Annotated in this window: 22 protein-coding genes; 7 read left to right on the forward strand and 15 right to left on the reverse strand. The window is 59.1% G+C overall.

Annotated features, from left to right (window positions below; all coding sequences use genetic code 11):
* Positions 1 to 115 precede the first annotated feature (115 nt).
* The 3 genes from ACZRMS_RS21270 (at position 116) to aqpZ (ending at position 3,556) form a co-directional block, all read left to right on the forward strand.
* Complete coding sequence (locus ACZRMS_RS21270; protein WP_463996951.1) at positions 116 to 679, forward strand: peptidylprolyl isomerase; 564 nt, start codon at positions 116 to 118, stop codon at positions 677 to 679.
* A gap of 140 nt (positions 680 to 819) precedes the next feature.
* Positions 820 to 2,652 (forward strand): ABC transporter ATP-binding protein, encoded by a 1,833-nt coding sequence (locus ACZRMS_RS21275; RefSeq protein WP_463996952.1) that lies wholly within the window; start codon positions 820 to 822, stop codon positions 2,650 to 2,652.
* Positions 2,653 to 2,854: 202 nt separating this feature from the next.
* A complete protein-coding gene (aqpZ, locus tag ACZRMS_RS21280; RefSeq protein ID WP_463996953.1) occupies positions 2,855 to 3,556 on the forward strand; it encodes an aquaporin Z in 702 nt (233 codons plus the stop codon).
* 18 nt (positions 3,557 to 3,574) lie between these two features.
* Here the strand turns inward: aqpZ and ACZRMS_RS21285 are convergent, their stop codons facing one another.
* Entirely contained in the window at positions 3,575 to 4,699 is a 1,125-nt protein-coding gene (locus ACZRMS_RS21285; RefSeq protein ID WP_463996954.1) for a GNAT family N-acetyltransferase, read from the reverse strand.
* Between the two features lie 357 nt (positions 4,700 to 5,056).
* On the opposite strand from ACZRMS_RS21285, the gene ACZRMS_RS21290 reads away from it, so the two are divergent.
* On the forward strand, positions 5,057 to 6,349 hold the full coding sequence (locus ACZRMS_RS21290) for a putative porin (RefSeq protein WP_463996955.1): 1,293 nt from the start codon (positions 5,057 to 5,059) through the stop codon (positions 6,347 to 6,349).
* A 134-nt stretch (positions 6,350 to 6,483) separates the two neighbouring features.
* Here the strand turns inward: ACZRMS_RS21290 and ACZRMS_RS21295 are convergent, their stop codons facing one another.
* From ACZRMS_RS21295 to aceK, 5 genes are all read right to left on the reverse strand, one after another.
* Positions 6,484 to 6,711 (reverse strand): anti-sigma factor family protein, encoded by a 228-nt coding sequence (locus ACZRMS_RS21295; RefSeq protein WP_048360690.1) that lies wholly within the window; start codon positions 6,709 to 6,711, stop codon positions 6,484 to 6,486.
* Complete coding sequence (locus ACZRMS_RS21300; protein WP_463996956.1) at positions 6,705 to 7,316, reverse strand: RNA polymerase sigma factor; 612 nt, start codon at positions 7,314 to 7,316, stop codon at positions 6,705 to 6,707. The genes ACZRMS_RS21295 and ACZRMS_RS21300 overlap by 7 nt, the downstream gene beginning before the upstream one ends.
* A 124-nt stretch (positions 7,317 to 7,440) precedes the next feature.
* Positions 7,441 to 8,562, reverse strand: coding sequence for a beta-ketoacyl-ACP synthase III (locus ACZRMS_RS21305; protein WP_463996957.1), 1,122 nt, complete (start codon positions 8,560 to 8,562; stop codon positions 7,441 to 7,443).
* Positions 8,563 to 8,767: 205 nt separating this feature from the next.
* On the reverse strand, positions 8,768 to 12,682 hold the full coding sequence (gene hrpA, locus ACZRMS_RS21310; protein ID WP_463996958.1) for an ATP-dependent RNA helicase HrpA: 3,915 nt from the start codon (positions 12,680 to 12,682) through the stop codon (positions 8,768 to 8,770).
* Positions 12,683 to 12,790: 108 nt separating this feature from the next.
* Positions 12,791 to 14,512, reverse strand: coding sequence for a bifunctional isocitrate dehydrogenase kinase/phosphatase (aceK, locus tag ACZRMS_RS21315; RefSeq protein ID WP_463996959.1), 1,722 nt, complete (start codon positions 14,510 to 14,512; stop codon positions 12,791 to 12,793).
* Between the two features lie 138 nt (positions 14,513 to 14,650).
* Here aceK and ACZRMS_RS21320 point away from each other — a divergent pair, with 138 nt between their 5' ends.
* The gene (locus ACZRMS_RS21320; RefSeq protein ID WP_463996960.1) at positions 14,651 to 15,544 is read left to right on the forward strand and encodes a DMT family transporter; all 894 of its coding nucleotides are present in this window, start codon (positions 14,651 to 14,653) and stop codon (positions 15,542 to 15,544) included.
* A 105-nt stretch (positions 15,545 to 15,649) separates the two neighbouring features.
* On the opposite strand, the gene ACZRMS_RS21325 is transcribed toward ACZRMS_RS21320, so the two are convergent.
* From ACZRMS_RS21325 to cysK, 3 genes are all read right to left on the reverse strand, one after another.
* Positions 15,650 to 16,513 (reverse strand): DMT family transporter, encoded by an 864-nt coding sequence (locus ACZRMS_RS21325; protein ID WP_463996961.1) that lies wholly within the window; start codon positions 16,511 to 16,513, stop codon positions 15,650 to 15,652.
* Between the two features lie 650 nt (positions 16,514 to 17,163).
* Positions 17,164 to 18,102 carry an aspartyl/asparaginyl beta-hydroxylase domain-containing protein gene (locus tag ACZRMS_RS21330; RefSeq protein WP_463996962.1) on the reverse strand — a complete coding sequence of 313 codons (939 nt, stop codon included), beginning with the start codon at positions 18,100 to 18,102 and terminating at the stop codon, positions 17,164 to 17,166.
* 231 nt (positions 18,103 to 18,333) lie between these two features.
* On the reverse strand, positions 18,334 to 19,308 hold the full coding sequence (gene cysK / locus ACZRMS_RS21335) for a cysteine synthase A (protein ID WP_463996963.1): 975 nt from the start codon (positions 19,306 to 19,308) through the stop codon (positions 18,334 to 18,336).
* A gap of 206 nt (positions 19,309 to 19,514) precedes the next feature.
* On the opposite strand from cysK, the gene ACZRMS_RS21340 reads away from it, so the two are divergent.
* Together ACZRMS_RS21340 and ACZRMS_RS21345 are read left to right on the forward strand one after the other, a co-directional pair.
* Positions 19,515 to 20,360 carry an AAA family ATPase gene (locus ACZRMS_RS21340; protein ID WP_463996964.1) on the forward strand — a complete coding sequence of 282 codons (846 nt, stop codon included), beginning with the start codon at positions 19,515 to 19,517 and terminating at the stop codon, positions 20,358 to 20,360.
* A 21-nt stretch (positions 20,361 to 20,381) separates the two neighbouring features.
* On the forward strand, positions 20,382 to 21,560 hold the full coding sequence (locus tag ACZRMS_RS21345; RefSeq protein WP_463996965.1) for a vWA domain-containing protein: 1,179 nt from the start codon (positions 20,382 to 20,384) through the stop codon (positions 21,558 to 21,560).
* Positions 21,561 to 21,648: 88 nt separating this feature from the next.
* Here the strand turns inward: ACZRMS_RS21345 and ACZRMS_RS21350 are convergent, their stop codons facing one another.
* From ACZRMS_RS21350 to ACZRMS_RS21375, 6 genes are all read right to left on the reverse strand, one after another.
* Positions 21,649 to 22,569, reverse strand: coding sequence for a 5-oxoprolinase subunit C family protein (locus ACZRMS_RS21350; RefSeq protein ID WP_463996966.1), 921 nt, complete (start codon positions 22,567 to 22,569; stop codon positions 21,649 to 21,651).
* Entirely contained in the window at positions 22,566 to 23,270 is a 705-nt protein-coding gene (locus ACZRMS_RS21355) for a 5-oxoprolinase subunit B family protein (RefSeq protein ID WP_463996967.1), read from the reverse strand. The genes ACZRMS_RS21350 and ACZRMS_RS21355 overlap by 4 nt, the downstream gene beginning before the upstream one ends.
* On the reverse strand, positions 23,267 to 24,019 hold the full coding sequence (locus ACZRMS_RS21360; protein ID WP_463996968.1) for a 5-oxoprolinase subunit PxpA: 753 nt from the start codon (positions 24,017 to 24,019) through the stop codon (positions 23,267 to 23,269). Before ACZRMS_RS21360 ends, ACZRMS_RS21355 begins: the two co-directional genes overlap by 4 nt.
* A 182-nt stretch (positions 24,020 to 24,201) precedes the next feature.
* Positions 24,202 to 24,735, reverse strand: coding sequence for a DUF2937 family protein (locus ACZRMS_RS21365; protein ID WP_463996969.1), 534 nt, complete (start codon positions 24,733 to 24,735; stop codon positions 24,202 to 24,204).
* A gap of 12 nt (positions 24,736 to 24,747) precedes the next feature.
* Positions 24,748 to 25,524 (reverse strand): class II glutamine amidotransferase, encoded by a 777-nt coding sequence (locus tag ACZRMS_RS21370; protein ID WP_463996970.1) that lies wholly within the window; start codon positions 25,522 to 25,524, stop codon positions 24,748 to 24,750.
* A gap of 37 nt (positions 25,525 to 25,561) precedes the next feature.
* Positions 25,562 to 26,056, reverse strand: a complete 495-nt coding sequence (locus tag ACZRMS_RS21375; protein WP_463996971.1) for an MFS transporter — start codon at positions 26,054 to 26,056, stop codon at positions 25,562 to 25,564.
* Positions 26,057 to 26,151 lie beyond the last annotated feature (95 nt).

Here is a 26,151-nt window from a genome sequence, read left to right on the forward strand (position 1 = left end):
CCGCAGCCCGTGAACATCCGCCACTGCCGGATGCGTCACGGGCATTGTTTCAATGCACCTTGCACCCGTTTGCGTGACATTGAACAGTCACCCCACTTTCCAGGATCACTGAACCATGCTTAAAAAAATTGCACTTGCCGCTGGCGCCATGCTGTTTGCTGCCAACCTGATGGCTGCCGACACTTCCAAGGCGCCTCATGTCGTGCTGGACACCAGCTTCGGCAAGATCGAAATCGAGCTGGACCCGGTCAAGGCGCCGATCAGCACTGACAACTTTCTGAAGTATGTGGACAGCGGTTTTTACAACAACACCATTTTCCACCGTGTGATCCCGGGTTTTATGGTGCAAGGCGGCGGCTTCACCCAGCAAATGGTGCAAAAACCGACCCGCGACCCGATCAAGAACGAAGCCAGCAACGGCCTGCATAACGTTCGCGGCACCCTGTCGATGGCCCGTACGTCCAACCCGAACTCGGCCACCAGCCAGTTCTTTATCAACGTGGCTGACAACGCATTCCTGGACCCGGGCCGTGACGCTGGCTACGCCGTATTCGCCAAGGTGGTGAATGGCATGGACGTGGTTGACCAGATCGTCAACTCGCAAACCACCACCAAACAGGGCATGCAGAATGTGCCAATCGACCCGGTGCTGATCAAGTCGGCCAAACGCGTCGACTGACAGGCTCAATCATGCAGGAAGCATTGATTGGCAAAAGTCAGGCCTTGTAGCCGCTGGCGCAGCCTGCGCCGGTGGCTACAGAGCTTTGCTGCACCGGTCACACCACTAAAGGAGAGCCCGCATAGCGGGCGTCAGTGCCCATGCTTTATCGTCGTTTCGAACAACTGATCGATATTTTCCGCGAAGCCCCCACCGCAGCCCCTCCCAGTACTGTCTGGGCGTTTTATCTCTACTACCTGCGTCAGGTCTGGCCCATGTTTGCCGCCTTGCTGGTGGTCGGGCTGGTCGCGGCACTGATCGAGGTATCGCTGTTCAGCTATCTGAGCACGCTGATCGACCTGACCCAGGGCACACCCAATACCGACTTCTTCAAGGTACACAGCAGCGAGCTCATCTGGATGGCTGTTGTCGCACTGGTCATACGGCCCGTATTCTTCGGCCTGCACGATTTGCTGGTGCATCAGACCCTGAGCCCGAGCATGACCAGCATGATTCGCTGGCAGAACCACCGCTACGTGCTCAAACAAAGCCTCAACTTCTTCCAGAACGACTTCGCCGGGCGCATCGCCCAGCGCATCATGCAAACCGGCAACTCCCTGCGCGACTCGGCCGTGCAGGCGGTAGACGCCCTGTGGCACGTATTGATCTATGCCATAAGTTCGCTGGTGCTGTTTGCCGAAGCCGACTGGCGCCTGATGATCCCATTGCTGATCTGGATCGCGTGCTACGTCGGCGCCTTGTACTACTTCGTACCCCGGGTCAAGGAACGCTCCGTGGTGTCTTCGGATGCGCGCTCCAAACTGATGGGACGCATTGTTGACGGCTACACCAACATCACCACCCTCAAGCTGTTCGCCCACACCAACTTCGAGCAACAGTACGCCCGCGAAGCCATTATCGAGCAAACCGAAAAAACCCAGCTGGCCGGCCGCGTCGTCACCAGCATGGACGTCACGATCACCACCATGAACGGTCTGTTGATCGTCGGCACCAGCGGCCTGGCACTGTGGCTGTGGAGCCAGTCGCTGATCAGCGTCGGCGCCATTGCCCTGGCCACCGGCCTGGTGATCCGTATCGTCAACATGTCCGGCTGGATCATGTGGGTGGTCAACGGCATTTTTGAAAACATCGGCATGGTGCAGGACGGCCTGCAAACCATTGCCCAGCCCGTGGCCGTCACCGACCGTGATCAGGCGCCACGCCTGGCCGTAACCCGTGGCGAAGTGCGCTTCGAACACGTTGATTTCCACTACGGCAAACACAGCGGGATCATCAGCGACCTCAACCTGGTGATCCGCCCCGGTGAAAAAATCGGCCTGATCGGCCCCTCGGGTGCCGGCAAGTCGACCCTGGTCAACCTGTTGTTGCGCCTGTACGACCTGCAAGGCGGACGTATCCTGATCGACGATCAGAACATCGCCGAAGTAACGCAAGAAAGCTTGCGCGAGCAAATCGGCATGATTACCCAGGACACTTCGCTGCTACACCGCTCGATCCGTGACAACCTGCTGTACGGCAAACCGGATGCGACCGACGAAGAACTCTGGGAAGCCGTGCGCAAGGCCCGTGCCGACGAGTTTATCCCGCTCCTGTCAGATGCCCAGGGGCGCACCGGTTTTGACGCCCATGTGGGCGAGCGCGGCGTCAAACTGTCCGGCGGTCAACGCCAGCGCATCGCCATTGCCCGCGTCCTGCTCAAGAACGCTCCGATCCTGATAATGGACGAAGCTACCTCGGCGCTGGACTCCGAAGTCGAGGCGGCGATCCAGGAAAGCCTCGAAACCCTGATGCAAGGCAAAACCGTGATAGCCATCGCCCACCGCCTTTCGACCATCGCCCGCATGGACCGTCTGGTGGTACTGGAAAAAGGCCATATCGCAGAAACCGGAACCCACAGTGAACTGCTGGCCAGGGGCGGATTGTACTCACGTCTCTGGCAGCATCAGACAGGCGGTTTTGTAGGTATCGACTGACTCAAAAACAAAGCCACTGTAACGCTGTTGATACACAACGCCAGCGCCCGGTTTTAAAGGGCTCTGGCGTTTTTCATGGCACTGGAAAAAACCCGGACGGGTGCTGTACTAAAAGAAGGATTCGGGAGAGTTCTGTTGTTAACCGCAGGATGCTACGCCGTTTCAACTGCTCGATAGATTTTCATCTATCCGGGATCTTCCCATGACCTTGCTCAAACGTTCGGCAACTGAGTTGGTAGGTACTTTCTGGCTGGTTCTTGGAGGTTGTGGCAGCGCAGTACTCGCTGCAGCCTTCCCCAATGTAGGCATCGGACTGCTGGGGGTCGCACTGGCTTTTGGCCTTACCGTACTGACCATGGCATACGCTATCGGGCACATTTCCGGCTGTCACCTCAACCCTGCCGTGTCGTTCGGGCTGTGGGTGGGTGGGCGCTTCCCTGCAAAAGAGCTGCCCGCCTACATCGTGGCCCAGGTACTGGGGGGCATCATCGCCGCCACTCTGCTGTATTTCATTGCCAGCGGTAAACCCGGGTTCGATCTGGCTGCCAGCGGGCTGGCTGCCAATGGCTATGGCGAGCATTCCCCCGGCGGCTACTCAATGGTGTCAGGGCTGGTGTGCGAAGTGGTGATGACCGCGATGTTCATACTCATCATCATGGGTGCCACTGACAAACGCGCTCCGGCAGGCTTTGCGCCTATCGCCATCGGTTTGGCGCTGACGCTGATCCACCTGATATCGATCCCCGTGACCAACACCTCGGTCAACCCGGCACGCAGCATGGGCCCGGCCTTGATCGTCGGCGGCTGGGCGCTTCAACAGTTGTGGATGTTCTGGCTGGCACCACTGGTGGGCGCCGCCATTGGCGGGGTGACCTATCGATGGCTGGCCAAGGAAGAGAGCTGACCCACGAACCGGCGAGGATCAGGCCTGCCGGTAGGGCAGCGCCGACCTCGCCTCTTCGGCATACGCCAGCACACCGACCCGCTCGCGCTGCAGAAAATCACTGACGGCGGCCTTGAGGCCCTGATGGCGCAGGTAATGCCATGAGTGGGTGATCACCGGCTCAAAGCCGCGTATCAGCTTGTGCTCACCCTGAGCACCGGCATCGAAACGCTGGATACCCTGGGCAATGGCGTAATCCATGCCCTGGTAGAAACACGTCTCGAAATGCAGACGGTCAAACTCGCCCAGACAACCCCAGTAACGACCATACAGACTGCCGCCCCCGATCAGGCTGAACGCCATCGCGACCGGGGTTGAGCCCTGTTTGGCCAGCACGACGCGAATCGATTCGGGCATGCGTTCGGCCAGCAGGCTGAAAAACGCCCGCGTCAGGTACGGCGTTTGCCGGCGTACGGCGTAGGTATTGGCGTAGCAGGCATAGACAAAATCCCACTGCGCCTCGCTGACCTGCTGACCTTCGAGCCATTCAAACTCAAACCCCTGCCCGGCCACTTGTTCGCGCTCCTTGCGCATTTGCTTGCGCTTGCGCGAACTCAGCGCATCCAGAAAATCCTGAAAGTCGCGGTACTCGCGGTTCTGCCAATGGAACTGACACCCCAGCCGCTGCATCCAGCCAGGTTGCTGAGCCAGGGCGGTATCGGCAAGTGCATCGGTGAAATTGATATGTGCACTGGACAGCCCTTCTATCTCCAGATAACCGGGCAAGGCTGCCAGCAAATCAAGCCCGTCCTCGGCACGGGCGGCCAACAACCGGGGGCCGCTGACCGGGCTGAACGGTACGGCGGTCAACAGTTTGGGGTAGTACTCAATACCCGCACGCTCACACGCCTGCGCCCACTCGTGATCGAACACGTATTCGCCGTAGGAGTGCCATTTACGGTAACTGGGCAACGCCGCCCGCAGTTGCCCGTTCTCGTAATGCAGCAAGTGCTCGGGTTGCCAGCCGGAATGCGGCCCCAGGCTGGCGCTGTCCTCCAGCGCACTGAGAAAGGCATGACGCAAGAAAGGTTGGGCCACAGGCACCAGCGCATCCCACTCCAGAGCGGTGATGGCAGACAGGCTGTCCAGGCGTTGTAACGGCATTGAAAATCCCCGACCCACGGCATTTGAGCGCCGATGGTAGCACCGGAACCCGGGTGGGAGCTGACTCGCCAGCGATTGCTTGACCCCGGCAAGGCAAACAAGCCGCCGCGGGGTCATCGCTGGCAAGCCCTCTAGCTCAGGCTTTTCGCGGAATTGGCGACTGTCACAGAGTTGCTATCAGCCTGCCACTTTTCTGTCATATCCAGCCGCGATACTGGCGCCGCTTCTTAGAACACGGGGTTATGAGCTGACTGTTTGCCAACACACTCATGACACACCCAAGCCTCGTTAACGTGAGCCCGTAAAGGGCCGATTTTTTTGGGGTGGCTAGGGCCATCTCAGCACTGGGAGATTCATATGCGTCTTGTATCTACACGGGTTGCGGCGGGACTGTGTGGTGGCCTGGTAATGGCCATGAGCATTCCGGCCAGCGCTGCGGTCGATGCCAAACTGCTCGAAATGCTTAAAGCCAACGGTTCCATTTCGCCGGCGCAATACTCCGAGCTGCAAACCGAACTCGCCAGTGAGAATCAAGCCAAGCAAGAAGCTGTCGCCAATCAGGTGAAGAAATCTGACCTGACCGCCTTCGAACAGAAAGTGGCCTGGGCAGCCAAAACCGAACTCAAGGGGGATGTACGGGTTCGTCACGAAAACATCAAGATCGACGGCGAGTCCGATGGCAAGAACAAGGACCGTCAGCGTATTCGAGCCCGCCTGGGCGCCTACACCGAAATCAACCCGCAAGTGAACACCGGTATCCGTATCGCCACTGGCGGCGGCGACGATGCGCGCTCCACCAACCAGGACCTGGACAACTACTTCGACAAGAAGCAGCTGTGGCTGGACATGGCCTTCATCGACTACCACCCGACTGCCGTCAAGGACCTGCACCTGATCGCCGGCAAGATGGCACAACCGTGGGTCAGCATGGGTGACGTGATCTGGGATAGCGATATCAACCCGGAAGGCCTGGCCGCCACTTACAAGCACAACCTGGGCAACAGCGGCGTCGAGATGTTCGGTAGCGCCGGTTACTACACCCTCAAGGACAACGTCGACGGCGACGGCGTGCAGTTCCGTCATGACTTGCGTCTGTATGCAGGTCAGCTGGGTGCAAAATTCGCCCCCACAGACAGCCTGAAAGTCACCTTGGGCGGTAGCGTTTACAGTTACGACAACGCCAAGGACAGCGCCTGCCCTGCCACCGGGACCAAGACTACCCCTTGCGCCCTGGCAGTTAACGGCAATAGCACTGACGAGTTCCGTCTGTACGAAGGCTTCGGCCAGGTCGATATCGCCAACCTGCCTTTGCCACTGTCGTTGTACGGGCAATACGTACACAACGCAGCCACCGACAGCGATCAGGACAACGCCTGGCTGGTGGGCTTCAAGAGCAAGCTCGACGCATTCAGCCTGGACTACAACTACCGCGATATTCAGCGTAACGCCGTGGTCGGGGCCTTCACTGACTCTGACTTCGCCAACGGCACTACCGGTTCGCGCGGTCACAAGTTCAAAGTGGGTTACGAAATCGACAAGAACTTCGGTGTCGGCGTGACTTACTTCCTGACCAAGGCTGACTACGTAACGTCCACACAGAAAGATGCCAAGGCCAACACCTTGCAACTGGACCTGGAAGCCAAGTTCTAAAAACGGGTTACACCGAGTTTCACGCAACAAACAGAACGCTGAAGTCATTCAGCGTTCTGTGTCTCTGAAGCAGAGCCTGGGTGTCGTCGGCCCCCTTCAAATCCACCGACGGCATCCTCGCTCATGCCCCGCCTTTAGCGTGATCGCTCACGCATCATCCGCTCAACCGTTTGCTCAAGATCAGTCGGCAGCGGTTCGGGAAGCTTTTTCAACGTGGCGCTCATCAAACGCATTTGCTTGATAAAACGTCGGCAGTTCGGACAAAACATCAGGTGATGACGCACCAACAGCCGCTCACGGAAACTCAGCTGGCCGTCCAGGTAGTCGCTTGAGCGTGCTACTTGCTGTTTGCAGGTCAACATTCACCGGTTTCCTCAAAATGCTCCACCGTGGCAAAGACTTTAAGCCTGGCTCGATGCACCAGCACTCGAGCATTAGAGAGCGATATCTCCAGTAAATTACAAATCTCCTCCAGCTCCAGCCCCTGGCGCTCGCGCAACAACAGCACACTGCTTTGCAACTGCGGCAGGCTGAGCAGCGTGTGCTCCAGGCATTCACGCAACTCATCTTCTGTGAGCAAAGCTTCAGGCGTGTCTTGATGCCAGGCAAACGGCGCCAGCAACCAGTGGCCATCGCCGCTGAACCGGTCGTCATCGATGGTGCCGTGGGGCGAGGGAAGATCGTCGAGCAATACTTCGCGGCGATTTTGCTTGTAGCGGTTTTTCGCCGAGTTGGCGGTGATGGTCAGCAGCCAGGTTTTGAGGCTGGAGCGACCTTCGAACCCGGCCAGGTTACGCACAACTGACAGCCATGCATCTTGCACCGCTTCGTCGGCATGGCGGCTGCCGACGATGGCATACGCCACTGCACGCATCGCACTTTGATAGGTAGTGACCAACTGGCGAAAAGCCTGTTGATCGCCGGCCAACAGGCTTTTGAGTAGTTCAGCGTCGTCAGCAGTTGCCATGGAGGCCTCAGCAATCGCCCCCTGCAGGAGCGGGCTTGCTCGCGATTCAGACAGCTCGGCTTAACTGGAAGACCGAGTTGGTGCCCTCACGAGCAAGCCCGCTCCTGCATGAAGCACGTTGTGTTTAGCGTTTACGCAAAATCACGCTGCCAATCGAATAGCCTGCACCGAACGAGCTGAGCACTGCCAGCGCACCGCTTGGCAGATCGTCCTGGTACTTGTGGAAGGCAATGACCGAACCCGCCGAACTGGTATTGGCGTATGTATCGAGAATCACCGGGGCTTCTTCGATCGAGGCTTCACGGCCCAAAAGCTTGCGCACGATCAGGTGGTTCATGCTCAGGTTGGCCTGGTGCAGCCAGAAGCGCTTCACTTGCGCCACGTCCAGCTGATTTTCTTCCAGGTGCTGACCGATCAGCTCGGCCACCATCGGACACACGTCGCGGAACACCTTGCGCCCTTCCTGTACGAACAGTTTGTCCGGGCTATCAGCCGGCTCGTCAGAAGCACGGTTAAGGAAGCCGAAGTTGTTGCGAATATTGTTCGAGAAGGTAGTCAGCAATTTGGTGCTGACGATATCGAACTGGTGCTTGGACGTTGCCAGATCTGCGCGTTCGACAATCACTGCCGTCGCTGCATCGCCAAAGATGAAGTGGCTGTCACGGTCACGAAAGTTCAGGTGGCCGGTGCACACTTCAGGGCTGATCAGCAGCACTGCGCGAGCCTGACCCAGCTGGACACTGTTGCTGGCTGTCTGGATACCGAAGGTCGCCGAAGAACAGGCCACGTTCATGTCAAAACCAAAACCCTGAATGCCCAGCGCGTGCTGGACTTCGATGGCAATCGCCGGGTACGGGCGTTGCAGGTTGGAGCACGCCACGATCACGCCGTCGATGTCGGCAGCGGTCTTGCCTGCACGCTCCAGTGCTTGCCGGGCAGCGCCTACGGCCATTTCGCAGAGAACCGACATTTCATCGTTGCTACGGGCCGACAAGTGCGGGCGCATGCGTTGCGGGTCAAGGATGCCGTCCTTGTCCATCACAAAGCGGCTTTTGATACCCGACGCTTTTTCGATAAAGGCAGCGCTCGATTCGGCCAGAGGCTGGATTTCACCGGCCTCGATAGCCGCGGCGTTGTCCGCGTTGAACTGTTGCACATAGGTATTGAAAGACTGCACCAGCTCTTCGTTGGAGATGCTGTTGGCCGGGGTGTACAGGCCGGTGCCGCTGATGACGACGTTATGCACGGTCGTTCCTCTATAGGTATTCAGGTGTCGATAGCCGCGAAGTTTGCCATAAACGCCAGCATTTGGCGTCATTTGCACGCGCGATGAGCGCCACTGCAGAAACTTCAACTGTGGGAGCGAGCCTGCTCGCGAAGATTTTTCGCGAGCAGGCTCGCTCCCACAGGGGGCCTTGGCCGGTAACAAGGCATCCCGTTATCAGTGGCATCTATGCGTCCACCGCACTCCACTGCTTGCTCAGGCGCTTGTCCGAAATAGGCACCTTGGTGCCCAGTTGCTGGCCGAACAACGATACGCGGTATTCCTCCAGCCACCAGCGGTACAGCTCAAGCTGCGGGTCGCGTTTACCTTCCTGGGCATGCTTGGTGGCGCGGGCCTGATACTGCGCCCACAAACCGCTCAACTCGCCACTCCAGACCCGGTCTTTCTGCACCTGGCCCGGCAGTTTTTCGAGGCGCATTTCTATCGCCTTGAGGTAGCGCGGCAGCTCCTTGAGCCACATCGCCGGGGTTTCACGGACAAACCCCGGATACACCAGGTGGCTCAACTGCTGCTTGATGTCATTCAGGGCAACGGCCTGGGCCAGATCGATCTTGCCCTTGAAACGCTTTTGCAGCCCGTGCCATAGCTTGAGGATATCCAGCGTCAGCCTGGCCAGTTTTTCCGCATGCTCGGTCCAGGCACCACGCTTGCGCTCGGCCAGCGACGCCAGCCCGGCGCCATCACGGGGCAATACCGCTTCGCCTTCCAGGATGCAGCTGTCGAGGCTGGCCAGCAGAATATCTTCGACCAGGCTCTCAACCCGGCCCAGTTCGCGGTACAGCAAGCCCAACTCGGTCATCCCCGGCAACTTGCCGCGCAAGAACTTCGCCGGCTCGGCCAGTTGCTGCATCAACAGGCGCTGCAACGCACGGCGATGCTGATACTCGGCCTCGGCAGGGGTCGAAAAGCGCCCTTCCTTGACCGTATTGCCCTCTTCCACCAGCGCCGGATAAACCGTCATCGACAGGCCCGCGATCTTCTGCTGGGTCTTTGCGGCAACCGGGGCAAACACCTTGGCCTCGACCGGCAGCTGGTTCTTGGCTGTTTGCGGTACGGCCAGTGCCGCCTGGCTGGCCTGGGCGAAGCGCGCCGTCAACTCGGCCAGATCACGGCCTTCACCGAGGAACTTGCCGTCCGCGTCGACCACTTCAATGTTCATCTTCAGGTGATTTTCGACCTGCAGCGCGGCTTCTGCCCACGCCTCGTCACTCACCCGGGCACCGGTCATGCGCAGCAATTCGCGGCCCAGGGTCTGGGGCAGCGAACCTTGAGCAAACTCCATGCGCTCCAGGGCCGCCTTGATGAAGTCCGGCACCGGTACAAAGTTTTTGCGCAATGCCTTGGGCAAACTGCGCACCAGTGCAATGCACTTGGCTTCGATCATTCCAGGCACCAGCCATTCCAGTCGCTCGGGCGGCAATACCGGCAGCAGCGGCGCAGGCACCTTGACCGTCACCCCGTCACGGGGGTGGTTGGGCTCAAAGTGATAGCTCAGCTCAAGGGTCAGATCCCCCAGGTGCAGCGTGTCCGGGTAATGCCTGGCGGTGATTTCGGTGGCTTCGCGGGCCAGCACGTCTTCTTCGCGCATGATCAACAACTGCGGGTCTTTCTGACTGTTAACCCGGTACCAACTATCAAACGTCGCCGTCTGGTGGATTTCGGCAGGCAGACGGGCGTCGTAAAACGCATACAGGGTTTCTTCGTCGGCCAGGATATCGCGGCGACGGGCCTTGGCCTCCAGCTCGTCGAGCTGCTCGAGCAACTGGGCGTTAGCCGTCAGGCACTTGGCCCGCGACTGAATCTCGCCACGCACCAGCCCTTCGCGGATAAACAGCTCACGTGACAGCACCGGATCGATCGGTCCGTAATGCACCGCACGCCGACCGACCACGATCAGGCCAAACAAGGTGATCTGCTCGTAGGCCACCACTTGCCCGCGCTTCTTCTCCCAGTGCGGTTCGAAGTAATTCTTTTTGATCAAATGCCCGGCCAGCGGCTCGATCCAGTCCGGTTCGATCTTGGCCACCATCCGCGCATACAGCTTGGTGGTTTCCACCAGCTCGGCCGTCATCAGCCATTGCGGACGCTTTTTGCCCAGGCCGGACGAGGGATGAATCCAGAACCGGCGTTGACGCGCGCCCAGGTAATCACCGTCTTCGGTTTTTTGCCCGATCTGACTCAACAGGCCGGACAGCACCGCCTTGTGCAATTTCGGGTAGTCGGCCGGCTCTTGGTTGACCGTGAGCTGCATGTCACGGCAGATCAGGCTCAACTGACGATGGGAATCGCGCCACTCGCGCAACCGCAGGTAATTGAGGAAGTTCTTGCGACACCAGTTGCGCAACGGGCTGGCTGTCAGGGCCTGGCGTTGCTCTTCAAAACCACGCCAGACGTTGATCAAACCAGCGAAATCGGAGTCAACATCTTTCCATTGTGCGTGGGCCTGATCCGCCGCTTGTTGACGCTCAGGCGGACGTTCACGCGGGTCTTGCACCGACATCGCACTGGCGACAATCAACACTTCCTGCAAGCTGCCGAGCTTGGCGGCCTCAAGCAGCATGCGGCCCATGCGCGGGTCCACCGGCAAGCGCGCCAATTGGCGGCCCAGCGGGGTGAGCTGATTTTCGCGGTTAACCGCCGACAGTTCTTGCAGCAGGTTGAAACCGTCGGTAATCGCCTTGCCATCTGGTGGCTCGATAAACGGAAACGCCGTGATTTCGCCCAGACGCAGGTGCAGCATCTGCAGGATTACTGCCGCGAGGTTGGTACGCAAAATCTCCGGATCGGTAAATTCCGGGCGACCGTTAAAATCTTCTTCAGCGTAAAGACGTACGCAGATACCCGGCTCGACCCGACCACAACGCCCTTTGCGCTGATTGGCACTGGCCTGGGAAATCGCCTCGATCGGCAGCCGCTGCACCTTGGCCCGATAGCTGTAACGGCTGATACGGGCGGTACCGCTGTCGATCACATAGCGAATGCCGGGAACCGTGAGCGACGTTTCTGCCACGTTGGTGGCCAGAACTACGCGGCGCCCCGGGTGGGACTGGAAAATCCGCTGCTGCTCGGCGGGCGATAGCCGCGCATACAAGGGCAGGATTTCGGTGTGTTTGAGCTGGGCCTTGCGCAGCATGTCGGCGGCATCGCGGATTTCGCGCTCGCCGGGCAAAAACACCAGCACGTCGCCCGGGCTTTTGCGCTCACTGCGCTCGAAGGCGGCGATCTCGTCCAGGGTGGCGATGATCGCCTGATCGACGCTCAAGTCCTCTTCGACGTTGTTGCCCTCTTCATCCTGCTCGGAAGTCAACGGGCGATACCAGGTTTCGACCGGGTAGGTACGGCCCGACACTTCGACAATCGGCGCGTCGTTAAAGTGCTTGGAGAAGCGCTCCAGATCGATGGTCGCCGAGGTAATGATGACCTTGAGATCCGGGCGGCGCGGCAACAGGATCTTCAGATAACCCAGCAGAAAGTCGATGTTCAGACTGCGTTCGTGGGCTTCGTCGACGATGATCGTGTCATAACGTTCGAGATAGCGATCGTGCTGGGTTTCGGCCAGCAGGATGCCATCGGTCATCAACTTGACCAGGGTGCTGGAATCGCTCTGATCCTCAAACCGCACCTGATACCCGACCAGTGCGCCCAAAGGCGTACCCAACTCTTCGGCCACCCTGCTGGCGACACTGCGTGCAGCGATACGTCGCGGCTGGGTGTGACCGATCAGACCGTGCTGACCACGGCCGATTTCCAGGCAGATTTTCGGCAACTGGGTAGTTTTGCCCGAGCCGGTTTCACCGGCAAGGATCAGCACCTGATGTTTGAGCAGCGCGGCCTTGATCTCGTCGCGCTTGGCGGCAATCGGCAGGTTTTCGTCATAGCGAATCAACGGCACGCTGGCCGCCCGCGCCATCACCTGCGCACACGACGCCTGCACCCGCTCAGCCCACGCCGCCAGCTTGGCCAGGTCGTCAGGCTTTTTGCGCAGCTCATGCAACTGCCGACGCAGCTTGTGGCGGTCGGCAATCATGGCTTGATCAAGGTTTTTCAACAGTTGGTCGATAGCAGGCGATTCGTCAGTCATCAGGTACGCAGAATTCTTCGTAAATGCAGGGGGCGGATTGTCGCAGATTTGGGCTCTGCAGACACGGGGATAACTGTGGGCGCGGGCTTGCCCGCGCCCACAAAACCATCAGGCTACGTCCAGCCCCTTGCGCCTGTAGGGAAACACATCAATCACCTTGCCCTCCAAAATCGCCGCTTGCAGGCTTTTCCAGTAATCGGCGTTGTAGATTTCACCGTGCAGCTCATTGAACAGACGGCGCTGCCCCGCATCGGCAAACAGGAACGGCGGGAACTCTTCGGGGAACACGTCCAGCGGGCCGATGGAGTACCAGGGTTCACTGGCCATTTCGTCTTCAGGGGTCCGCGGCTGCGGGATATGTCGGAAGTTGGCTTCGGTCAGGTAGCAAATTTCGTCGTAGTCATAGAACACCACGCGGCCATGCCGGGTGACGCCGAAGTTTTTCAGCAGCATGTCACCGGGGAAAATATTGGCCGCCGCCAGTTGCTTGATGGCCAGCCCGTAATCGTCCAGCGCTTCGCGGATTTGCGCAGGGCTGGCGTTTTCCAGATACAGATTGAGCGGGGTCATGCGCCGTTCGGTCCAGCTGTGGCGGATCAATACCTGATCGCCTTCGACAACCACGGTTGAAGGTGCGATTTCCAGCAACTCGGCCAGGCATTCGGGCTCGAATTTGCTCAACGGGAAGCGAAAGTCGGCGAACTCCTGGGTATCCGCCATACGCCCTACCCGATCGACGCTTTTTACCAGCCGGTACTTTTCAATCACCGTGGCGCGGCTAACGTTTTTCGACGGCGAAAAACGGTCCTTGATCAGTTTGAAAACCGTGTTGAAGCCCGGCAGGGTGAACACGGCCATCACCATGCCACGCACCCCGGGGGCCATGATAAAGCGGTCGTCGGTGGTGGCCAGGTGGTTGATCAGCGCCCGGTAAAACTCGGACTTGCCGTGTTTGTAAAAACCGATCGAGGTGTACAGCTCGGCCACATGCTTGCCCGGCAGGATGCGTTTGAGAAAGCCGATAAACTCTGCCGGTACCGGCACATCCACCATGAAATATGAGCGGGTGAACGAAAAGATGATCGACACCTCGGCCTCGTCGGTGATCAGCGCATCGATCTGGACCCCCTGACCTTCACGGTGCAGCAACGCGATCACCAACGGCCATTGCTCGTCCCGGGTATAAATCCGCCCCACCAGATACGCACCCTTGTTGCGGTACAGCACCGATGAAAACAGCTCGATGTTCAACTGCGGGTCTTTGCACACCCAATCCGGCAGGCTCTCGCGCAAGCGGGCTTCGAGCCGGCGCAGATCACCCGGCAAATCGGCGTAAGGCTCGTCGAAGGCAAAGTCGGTAAAAATCTGCGCCAGTGCCTGGTACAACTGCCCGGCAGGCCGATAGGTGCGGGTTTGCGCGGCTCGGGCCTGACGCAAAGCGGGTCGGGTGGTGTGAATAAACATGCAGCCATCGCTGATCAGGTCATGGCTGAACAGGCTGCAAAAGGTCGAGTTGTACCAGGTCTCTGCCAGCTCATCGTCAAAACGCAGGTCTATAAGCCGGATATAAGCACTTTTGACCCGCGGCCATTGTTCGGCATCCAGTAAATCCTGACCGCCAAAGGTGCAACGCAAGCCCTGGCTGATTTCACTGACTTTCTGCTCGTACAGATTGATCCGCGCGGCCGAGGCAAGCTGTGCGGCTTGCCACAACGCCCCCTCAAAGCGGGCTCGGGCGCCATCGGTAATTTGACGAAAGTGCTCACGGTAATCGTCGAAGCCGTCGAGGATCATTCGAGCAATTTCGGCGGCCGGCCAGGATTGGGGCATGGTGGAGCCTCTGCACGAAAGTCGGTGAGGGTTTTGTTATGCGCTTGAGCTTAGTGGCCAATTGTTAGCAGGCGCAACCATTGCCTTGCGCGCAGCATCCCCTACACTGCCCGCCTCAAACATTGTAAGGAAAATCCCGTGAGACTTGTCGATTTGGTCCGCATGCTGTCGCTGGCCGGTATCTGGGGCGCCAGCTTTTTGTTTATGCGGATTATCGCGCCTGTAATCGGGACGATTCCTACGGCATTTTTTCGAGTATCCATCGCTGCTACCGGCCTGGTGGTGATTCTGGCGTTGATGCGCGTCAGCTGGAATTTCGGCGGCAAGCTCAAGGTGATTCTGATTTTGGGGGTGATCAACTCCGGGATCCCGGCCACGCTGTACTCGGTTGCGGCCCAGGTATTACCTGCCGGTTACTCATCGATTTTTAACGCGACCACTCCACTGATGGGTGTGCTGATTGGCGGGCTGTTTTTCAGTGAAAAACTGACCCTGACCAAAATGGCCGGGGTGTTTCTCGGATTGCTCGGCGTCGGGATTTTAACCCGTGCCGGGCCAGTGGCTTTTGATCTGGACTTGCTGCTGGGTGCACTCTCCTGCCTGCTGGCCACCACCTTCTATGGCTTTGCCGGTTTCCTGGCACGCCGCTGGCTGGATCAGCAAGGCGGTCTTGACCCGCGGCTTTCGGCACTGGGCAGCATGCTTGGTGCCACCCTGTTCCTGTTGCCACTGTTTGGCGTGAGCGTGATGACTCAACCGCCCGCCAGCTGGGGCGGCATGAATGTCTGGTTATCGTTGTTGGGACTGGGCCTGGTGTGTACGGCGTTTGCCTACATCCTCTACTTCCGTTTGCTGACCAGCATTGGCCCGGTCAAATCCATGACCGTTACCTTTATGATCCCGCCGTTTGGCGTGTTGTGGGGCGCGCTGTTCCTGGGTGAGCCGCTGTCAATGGCGCACCTTTACGGCGGGTTGCTGATCGCCGTGGCGCTGTGGCTGGTGCTCAAGCCTGGGGCAGCGGTAAAAAACTGAGCCTGTAGCTGCTGGCGAAGGGTGCGACAAGGGCCAAAGGACCTTCAAACGGGGCCGCTTCGCAGCCCATCGCAGCCTTCGGCAGCGGCTACAAACAGATGTTGCCTAGCGAGTTTTACGGAACACAAACATCAGACCGATGATGATCATCGCCATCCCCAGCAAGCTCAGGGCCGCAAGTTTGTTGCCGAAGATCAGGTAGTCCATGACCGCCGTGACAGCAGGCACCAGGTAAAACAGGCTGGTGACATTGACCAGATTGCCCCTGGAAATCATCCGGTACAGCAGCAAGGTCGCCATCACCGACACCACTAACCCCATCCACAACACCGGCACAACAAAGCCTGCGCTGTGCTCGAAGTGGAAGGGCTGGAACGGCACAAACACCCCGCACATCACCAACCCGGCCAGGTATTGCACGGGCAAGGTCCCCAGCGGGTTGGTCGTGATGCGTTTTTGCATCAGGGTGCCCACGGTCATACTGGCCAGCGCCAGCACCGCGAACAGCATCCCGATCCACGACATCCCCGCCAGTCCGATGCCCTGATACACCACCAGAATCAATCCGGTCAGCCCCAGCACCAGCCCCAGCACACGACTCCAGGACAGGCGGCGCTCCATGATCACCGCGGTCAGAATCGGTTGCACCCCCATGACCGTCGCCATCACACCGGGCGTGACTTTAAGGTCCAGCGCCAGCAAATAAAAAATCTGATAGGCGCCTAGCAGCACCACGCCCGTAGCCAGTGCATAGCGTATGCCCTGAGCGGTGCCGGGCAGTTTGAACTTCATCAACGGGATCAACAGCACCAACGCCAGCAGTGCGATGGCAAAGCGAATCAACAAAAAGGCAAACGGCGAGGCGTGGGCCAGCCCCCACTTGGAAAAGATCGCCCCGCTGCTCCACAGCAAAACGAACAGACTCGTGGACGCAGCCGCCAGCGCGGATTCTTTAGAAATCGAAAACATGGATAACACCTGTCATCAGGCAAAACAGCCAACTCAGCCGAGGCTGAAGTTCAGTGGTTTTATCGACGGGTACGGGCAACCGAAAGCACGGTTCAGCCCGCAACAACACCCGGTGGCGATACGACGTCGTACACCACAGTGCTGCTGACAGGAGGGGGATAGTGACTGATCTGCACAGGCTGTTGCTTCCCGCACGGCTCAACGCCAGCAGTCACTGCTGAGACGTCAACGCTATGTGAAAGGGAAACCGGCATGGGCTGATCTTTTTTGAGGATAAGGGCGTGAGCACCAGGGCTCATCGAGCGTCGACTATAACCAACGCTGGACATTAATTGCAACGATTCTGAACCCACTCAGCCACCCTCCGCCCCTATGCCCAAAACCAGAGCCCGACTTGAACACCAGCGTCTTGAATCACAAGCCAGAGCCACCGCTTACTCGATGTTGGCTGAGAATCCAGCCATCAAGAACAGCGGGCCGTGGGCAATAAAGTTTGACCCCATTGACTGCAGAGCAGTGGATGCGCACCAGGATTGGGGAGGCAGCGTACATAAAGCTGATGAGCCTGCTGGCGTGTAAGCTGGCCAGCAACCAGATTTTTCCCCAAAAAAAACCGCTCTCGATAGAGCGGTTTTTTGTGCCTCACTGGATCAGCCGAACAACCAGCGCCCCAGAAACACCAGCACAATCACCGCCAGTACAGGCCGTGCAATGCGGTACAGCTTGGGGTTGCGACGCTTCCACTGTTTGACCACACCACTGAAGCGGTCGCTGAAAGTTTTGCTCCAGGCGTAAGCCTTGTTGATCCCGCCCACGCGCTCGTCATCGAGGTTCTGTGGCGCGGTGGCTTTGCCCAGCTGGGCGCTGACCCAGCGGTTGATACGGGTCATCAGCGGGCTGGTCAGTGGGCGCTCGATGTCGCAGAACAGGATGACACGGGTAATGTCGGTTTCGTTTTTGACCCAGTGCACATAGGTCTCATCGAACATTACGTCTTCGCCATCACGCCACGCGTATTCCTCGCCATCGACGAAAATCCGGCAAGCGTCGGAGTTCGGCGTCGACAGGCCCAGGTGATAGCGCAGAGAGCCGGCGAACGGGTCACGGTGCGGGTTGAGGTGGCTACCACCCGGCAGCAACGCAAACATCGCACCTTTGACGTTGGGAATGCTGTTGACCAGCTCAACGGTTTTTGGGCACAGCAATTCGGCCGATGGCAGCGCTTTGTCGTACCACTTCAGGTAAAAACGCTTCCAGCCTTTTTTGAAGAATGAGCCAAAGCCGGCGTCGTTGTTCTTTTCGGCAGCGCGAATATAGCCTTCGTCGAACAAGTGCATGGCTTCTTCGCGGATCGCTTGCCAGTTGTCTTTGAGGACATCCAGCTCGGGAAACTTGCTGCGGTCCAGGTACGGTTTGGACGGTACACCGGAAAACAGGTACATCAAGGCGTTGTAGGGCGCAAAGATCGCAGAGTGGTTGACGAACTGGCGTAACACCGGCAACCGCGCCTTGCCGCGCAAATGCACGTAAAGGATGCTGCCGACAAACAGCAGTATCAGCCCTGCCTTGATGGCGAAGGATAAGGTCATGCAACAACTCCTCGAAAATACCGTGCGGCACCAATCGCCCGACGTGGCAGCCGGCCATGATAAACACTACCGGCGCAGGACAAAACCCGCGTGTTCCAACATTCAGTGTTAAGTCATACGTAATAACGGGTTAATTATGCAGAAACAGAGCCTTGAGCCACTTGATTTGAGTCAGTTGCATAAACCCCGCAGGCGCCAGCTTGCGGGCGCCTGCGGGGATTGAGGACGTGCTTACTGGTGCAGTTCCTGATCGCTGAACATATCGCTGAACAGGAAGCTCGACAGGTAGCGCTCACCCGAGTCCGGCAGGATCACGACAATGGTCTTGCCTTGCATTTCCGGGGTTTCTGCCAGGCGGACAGCCACCGCCATGGCGGCTCCACTGGAGATCCCGCACAAGATGCCTTCTTCCTGCATCAGGCGCAGGGCCATGGCTTTGGATTCGTCATCGCTCACCAGCTCAACCTTGTCGACAATCGACAGGTCAAGGTTTTTGGGCACAAAGCCAGCACCAATGCCCTGGATCTTGTGCGGCGAAGGTTTGATTTCTTCCCCGGCCAGCGCCTGGGTGATCACCGGCGAGGTAATCGGCTCTACCGCAACCGACAGGATCGGCTTGCCCTGGGTGTGTTTGATATAGCGCGAAATCCCGGTAATCGTGCCTCCCGTACCCACGCCAGAAACCAGTACGTCTACCCCGCCATCGGTGTCGTTCCAGATTTCCGGGCCGGTGGTTTTTTCATGAATCGCCGGGTTGGCCGGGTTTTCAAACTGCTGCGGCATAAAGTACCGGGCCGGATCGCTGGCCTGGATCTCGGAGGCCTTCTCGATTGCGCCTTTCATGCCCTTGGCCGGTTCGGTCAAGACCAGCTCGGCCCCCAGCGCCTTGAGCACCTTGCGCCGTTCGATGCTCATCGACGACGGCATGGTCAGTACCATTTTGTAGCCGCGAGCCGCCGCAACAAATGCAAGGCCAATACCGGTGTTGCCCGACGTCGGTTCAATGATGGTCATGCCCGGCTTGAGCACGCCCCGGCTCTCGGCATCCCAGATCATGTTGGCGCCAATGCGGCACTTCACCGAGTAGCCCGGGTTACGGCCTTCGATCTTGGCCAGGATAGTCACGCCACGCGGCGCGATGCTGTTGATCTGAACTAACGGCGTATTACCGATGGATTGGGCGTTATCTGCAAAAATGCGGCTCATGGCGGGGTCCTTGTGCACCTTTTAGGAAGATCCCAAGGGTAGGCCTCACGATCACATGCGTCCAGTCATGCCGTGACGCTGCATTCAGAGACTGAATGAGGCGTCTGCGTTCACGTTATGCGGGCAGCGCGTTATAGTCGGACATACTTTTAAGTTCTCCCGCCCTGCCCCTTGCAGGGCAAGGGGCAGGGTTTGAGGAATTGCAGATGAAGTTTGAAGGCACCCGCGCCTATGTGGCCACCGATGATCTGAAACTGGCGGTCAACGCAGCCATTACTCTGGAGCGCCCGCTGCTGGTCAAGGGAGAGCCCGGCACCGGCAAGACCATGCTCGCCGAGCAACTGGCCGAGTCTTTTGACTGCAAGCTGATCACCTGGCACATCAAGTCCACCACCAAGGCCCATCAGGGCCTGTACGAGTACGACGCGGTCAGCCGCCTGCGCGACTCGCAACTGGGTGTCGATAAAGTCCACGATGTGCGCAATTACCTGAAAAAGGGCAAGTTGTGGGAAGCCTTCGAGGCCGAAGAGCGGGTCATTTTGCTGATCGACGAAATCGACAAGGCCGACATCGAATTCCCGAATGACCTGCTGCAAGAACTCGACAAGATGGAGTTCTACGTTTACGAGACTGACGAGACGATCAAGGCCAAAGTTCGCCCGATCATCATCATTACCTCCAATAACGAAAAAGAGCTGCCGGATGCTTTCCTGCGCCGCTGCTTCTTCCACTACATCAGCTTCCCGGATCGCACCACGCTGCAAAAAATTGTCGACGTGCACTTTCCCGACATCAAGAAAGAGCTGGTCAGCGAAGCGCTCGACGTGTTTTTCGATGTGCGCAAAGTACCGGGCCTGAAGAAAAAACCGTCCACCTCCGAACTGGTGGACTGGCTCAAGCTGCTGATGGCCGACAACATTGGCGAAGCGGTGTTGCGCGAACGTGATCCGACCAAAGCCATCCCGCCACTGGCCGGTGCGCTGGTTAAAAACGAACAGGACGTGCAATTGCTTGAGCGCCTGGCGTTTATGAGCCGTCGCCCCAATCGCTGATTTTTCGAGAAGGCGATAAGCATGCTGCTTAATCTGTTCAATGAAATGCGTGCGGCCAAGGTGCCGGTTTCAGTGCGTGAGCTGCTGGACCTGATCAACGCCCTGAAGAACCACGTGACCTTCGCCGACATGGACGAGTTTTATTACCTGGCGCGCACGATCCTGGTGAAGGACGAGCGCCATTTCGACAAGTTCGACCGGGCGTTCGGCGCCTATTTCAACGGTTTGCAAAACCTCAATGAGCACCTTGAGGCGTTGATCCCCGAAGACTGGCTGCGCAAGGAGTTCGAGCGTTCGCTAAGCGACGAGGACCGTGCGCAGCTGCAGTCCCTGGGCGGCCTGGACAAGCTGATCGAGGCGTTCAAACAACGCCTCGAGGAACAAAAGGAACGCCATGCCGGCGGCAATAAATGGATCGGCACCGGCGGCACCAGCCCGTTCGGCTCGGGCGGCTACCACCCCGAAGGCATTCGCGTGGGCGATGCCGGAGCCCGCCAGGGCAAGGCGGCCAAAGTCTGGGAGCAACGCGAGTACAAGAACCTCGACGACCAGGTCGAACTGGGCACGCGCAATATCAAGATCGCGCTACGGCGCCTGCGCAAGTTTGCCCGCCAGGGCGCGGCAGACGAGCTGGACATCGACGGCACCATCGACCATACCGCCCGTGACGCCGGGCTGCTGAACATCCAGATGCGGCCCGAGCGGCGCAACAACATCAAGCTGCTGTTGCTGTTCGATATCGGCGGCTCGATGGACTCCCACGTGAAGATTTGCGAGGAGTTGTTTTCAGCCTGCAGGACCGAGTTCAAGCATCTGGAGTACTACTACTTCCACAACTTCATTTACGAGTCCGTGTGGAAGAACAACCAGCGCCGCCAGTCCGAACGCATCTCGACCCAGGACCTGCTGAACAAGTACGGCGCCGATTACAAAGTGATCTTTATTGGCGACGCTGCGATGGGACCTTACGAGATCACCCACGCAGGGGGCAGTGTCGAGCACTGGAACGAAGAGCCGGGCTACAAGTGGATGCAGCGTTTCATGGAGAAGTACAAAAAGCTGGTCTGGATCAACCCGTACCCCAAGGACACCTGGCACTACACGGCCTCGACCGGCATCGTGCGGGACTTGATCGAAGACCGCATGTACCCGCTGACCCTTGAGGGGCTGGAGGAAGGGATGCGGTTTTTGGCGAAGTAGTACCGCGCTGACTGTGTGGGAGCGGGCTTGCTCGCGATGGCATCAACGCGATATGCCTGAATCGCGAGCAAGCCCGCGCCCGCATGCCTTACTGCACAAAGCGCTGCATAAACCCCACATGCTCACGCTGCGCCGCATCCTGGGTGGTCGGGCGCATATGCACACCCTCCCCCGGCAAGCATTGCGCCAGGCGCGCCAACGCCAATGGCGTCAATGCCCCCAGTCGCGGGTAGCCACCAATGGTCTGGCGATCATTGAGCAGCACAATCGGCTGGCCATCGGGCGGGACTTGAATCGCGCCCAGCGGTATCCCTTCTGAAATCATCGGTGCGCCCTGGTAGACCAGTGGGGGCCCCAGCAAACGGATACCCATGCGGTCAGCGCGAGTGTCCAGGATCCACGGGCTGTTGAAGGCATCGAACGTGCTTTGGCCGCTGAATGCACCGACTTGCGCACCTAACACTACGTCCAGCCCAGGATTGGGGCTGAACTGCGGTTGCAGCTCACGGGCCAGTTCGCGATGCGGCTGCACATGCCCGCCATAACTCAGCTCATCACCTGCGGCCAAACCACGACCAAAGCCATCCGGCCCGCCAAGCTGTTCACGGGCCACGGTAGCGCAGCTGCCCAGGACTTGAGGCGCATTAAAACCCGCAGGGGCCGCCAGATAAGCGCGGGCACCGAGCCGCGGCTGGGTGAAGGCCAGGGTCTGACCCTTTTTCAGGTCAAAACTGCGCCAGGGCTTGAGCGCCTGGCCGTCCACTGCCGCCGAAAGGTCAGCGCCCGCCAGTGCCAGAGTGCAATCGGCTTGCGCAACGAGGGTCAAGCCACCAAGGGTGATTTCGATCACCGCTGCATCCGGCGAATTACCCAGCAACCAGTTGGCCCAGGCCATCGACAACCAGTCCGCAGCACCGCCCTGGGTCACGCCCAGGTGTCGTACGCCAAAGCGCCCGGCATCTTGCAGCAGGCACAGCGGGGTGCTGGCCTGAATCAGTAAACGGCTCATGCCAGGGCCTCCTGAGGTGTGTCGTCACCGCCCAAGCGGATGAATTCAGCGTGGGAGACAGGCTCGAATCTCACCGTATCGCCGGGTTGCATCAGGCTATAGCCATCGCGTTCGCGGTCAAACAGTGCGCTCGGGGTGCGCCCCACCAGGTTCCAGCCGCCCGGGGATTGCGCCGGGTAAGCTGCTGTCTGGCGCTCGGCAATCCCGACGCTACCACTGGCCACCCGCTTGCGCGGAGTGTTCAGGCGCGGCGCGGCCAGTGCCTCTTCGACCAGGCCCATAAAGGCAAAGCCCGGGGCAAAGCCCAGCGCAAACACCTGGTACTCATGCTCGCTGTGACGGCGAATCACTTCACTCACCGAGCAGCCGGCACGCGTGGCCAGCAGGGTCAGTTCCGGGCCAACACTCAAGTCGTACCACACCGGCAGCACATGGCACTGACCAAGGCCTCGGGTTTGCGGGCGCAGATCGGTCATGGCCTGGGCGATCAGTTCGCGGGCCTGGACCGGGCTCAGCGCCAGCCCGTCGTAATGCACCATCAAGGTGGTGTACGAAGGCACCAGATCGATCAGATACCCGGCAAAGCTGGTGCGCAGCCGTTCGCTTGCAGCCAGCATCCACGGCATGTTGGCTTCTGCAATGTCATCGAACAAACGCAGCATCAGACAGTCGATGGCCACCACTTCGATACGCGGCTTCATGCCTGAGCCTGCTGATTCAAGGCCTCGCGAATACGTTGCACGGCGGCAACCGAGCTGGCGTTATCGCCATGTACGCACAGCGTGTTGGCGTGCAGGTGCAAGGCGCTGCCATCACTGGCAACCAGCGCTTTGCCCGCTGCTATGGTCAGGGCCTGTTGCACGATGACATCTGCGTCGTGGTGCACGGCACCCGGCAGTTGTCGCGCAACCAGACGCCCGGCGCTGTCGTAGGCGCGGTCGGCAAAGGCTTCGAACCACAGGGTTACGCCGAACTCATCACCAATGGCCTGCGCGGCGCTGTTGTCGCGAGTGGCCATCAGCATCAGCGGCAGGCTTGAATCGTAAGCGGCCAGACCCTGAATCACCGCCCGCAGCTGTGCAGGGTCGGCCATCATGTCGTTGTACATCGCGCCGTGGGGTTTGACGTAGCTGACCCGCGTGCCCTGGGCCCGGCAAATACCGTCCAGCGCGCCGATCTGATAATGCAGCAGGTCTTGCAGCTCTTGCGCCGAATAGGCCATGGAGCGGCGACCGAAGCCTGCCAGGTCCTGATACGCCGGATGGGCACCGATTTTTACGTTGTTCGCCAGCGCCAGACTCACGGTTTTACGCATGATCCCCGGATCACCCGCGTGGAAACCGCAGGCAATGTTGGCGCAGTCAATAAACGGCATGACCTCAGCATCCAGGCCCATGGTCCAGCTGCCGAAACTCTCACCAATGTCGCAATTCAATAACAGGCGGCTCACGATGATGCTCCTGTGGTCTTCTTATAGTTTATGTGTAGGGCATTTTTCGACAGCCACACACCGTTCGTCCAACTAATAAAAGCCGGGTTCGGGCATAAGAAAAAGTTGATTGCTTCTGTGGGAGCGAGCCTGCTCGCGGAGGTCGCTGGGAATTTTCGCGAGCAGGCTCGCTCCCGCAACGCCTAAAAACTGCGCTCACGCCGGGCTATACGCTCGCGCTGACGCTTGCCGCCCAGCACCACCCAGTCGATCAGGCGCAAGACGCCTTCGATGATGAAGGAGAATAACAAGGCCCCGGCCATCGCCCAGCCGATAGCCGTTGGCGATAACAGCACCTGATAGGTGTAGGCGTTCAGGGTTTCCTGGCGGATAGCCGGGTCGGCGGCATAGGCCACTTGCAGGGCGCGCATGTACCACGGGCCTTGCATGGCCTGGAACTGCTCATCGAGCAGGCGCTGGCGGTTGAGCAAGGTGCCCAGGCTCGTGGCATCGCTGCGAAAGACCGGGTCGTCACTGGCCTGGTAATGCGCCACCAGCGCTTGCAAGTCGCCTTTGAAGAACAGGTTGGCAGTGTTCTGGAAACCTGCGAGCCCGGTTTGGGCCTCGATCAGATGAGCTTCGACACGATTGGCGTAGTCATTGATAAACCCCGGCACTTGCACACCGATCAACAGGCCAAGGGTAAACAACACCAACCGCAGGTAGCTCAGGAACATACACGCCCATCCTTATTCGGTTGTGCCCTGGCTGACGCATTCGCCGCGTCGCCACAGGCTCCATTGGCCCGGCTCGTAGCGGGTCCAGGTTTCGTTTTCAGTCAGTGGCTCGGTGGCGATGACCGTCACCACATCGTTGGGCGTGGTTTCGGCCTGAAAATCCACGATCACGTCGACATCTTTCAAGCGTGCCGGGCCAAACGGGGCGCGACGGGTTATGTGCGCCAGCTTGGTCGAGCAGTAGCAGAACAACCAGTCACCGTCGCTGAGCAGGCAGTTGAACACGCCCTTGCTGCGAAACTCGGCGCAGGCCGCCACCAGCACCGGCAGGATGCGTTCAACGTCAACCGGCTCGGGAAAAGCTTCGCGCACCCGATTGAGCAGGTCACAGAACGCCGCTTCGCTGTCCGTGTCGCCAATGGGCCGGTAAAAACGTGTGCTCGGCGCCAGATCCGCCAGTTGGCCGTTGTGGGCGAAACACCAGTTGCGCCCCCACAGTTCACGGACAAACGGGTGAGTGTTGGACAGGCATACCTTGCCCACGTTGGCCTGACGGATATGGCCAATCACCACTTCGCTTTTGATCGGGTAACGCTGTACCAGCAAAGCGACCTCGGAGTCGCAACTGGCACCCGGGTCCTGGAACAGACGCAGGCCACGACCTTCATAGAAGGCAATCCCCCAGCCGTCACGGTGCGGGCCGGTACGCCCGCCGCGCAGCATCAGGCCGGTGAAACTGAACACAATATCGGTCGGGACGTTGGCGCTCATGCCCAATAATTCACACATGCTCGCACTCTCGCATTCAGGCTCGACGGAAAAATAATTACAACCGCGGTTCAACCCGTGACGATCCCGGTGCAGATGACACCGCAGCACGGCCGTAGCGATCATCGCCCGCCGAGCCGAAAGGCTGGTCATCTTCAGGATCATGCTTGCGCGCTTGCTCTGCCGCCGCCGCTTGCGCCTTGCGAGCCTTGCCGGCGCGCTCGACGGGCCAGCGGATCAGCACAAACAGGCCGTACAGGCAAAACGCAATAATGGTGTACATCAGCAGGTCCGAGACCGCACGCCAGGCGTTGTTGCCGACTTTAAAGGCCAGGTCCAGAGCGGTAATCGCCACCGCGGGCGCAAACTGCTCTTTGACCGGATCAATAATGGTCGGGCTGAACAGCAGCACGGCCATCAGCACGCGCAGCGGTTCGCGCAACCAGCGCCACATAAAGCGGGTCATGCGCATCCACACGAGCAGGCAGCCCAAAGCGGCAAAGGCGTAAAGGCCCCAAGCGATCAGATAGTCGTTCTCGGTCATGGTATCCATGGTCTGCAGGCAATGAGGCGCTATGATAACGGCTTTTAGGCAGTGCGGCTGCAACGCCGTCAGCGTCACATCCTTTCATGCAGGTTTCAGAGAAC

This window comes from Pseudomonas sp. B424, from assembly GCF_055408345.1.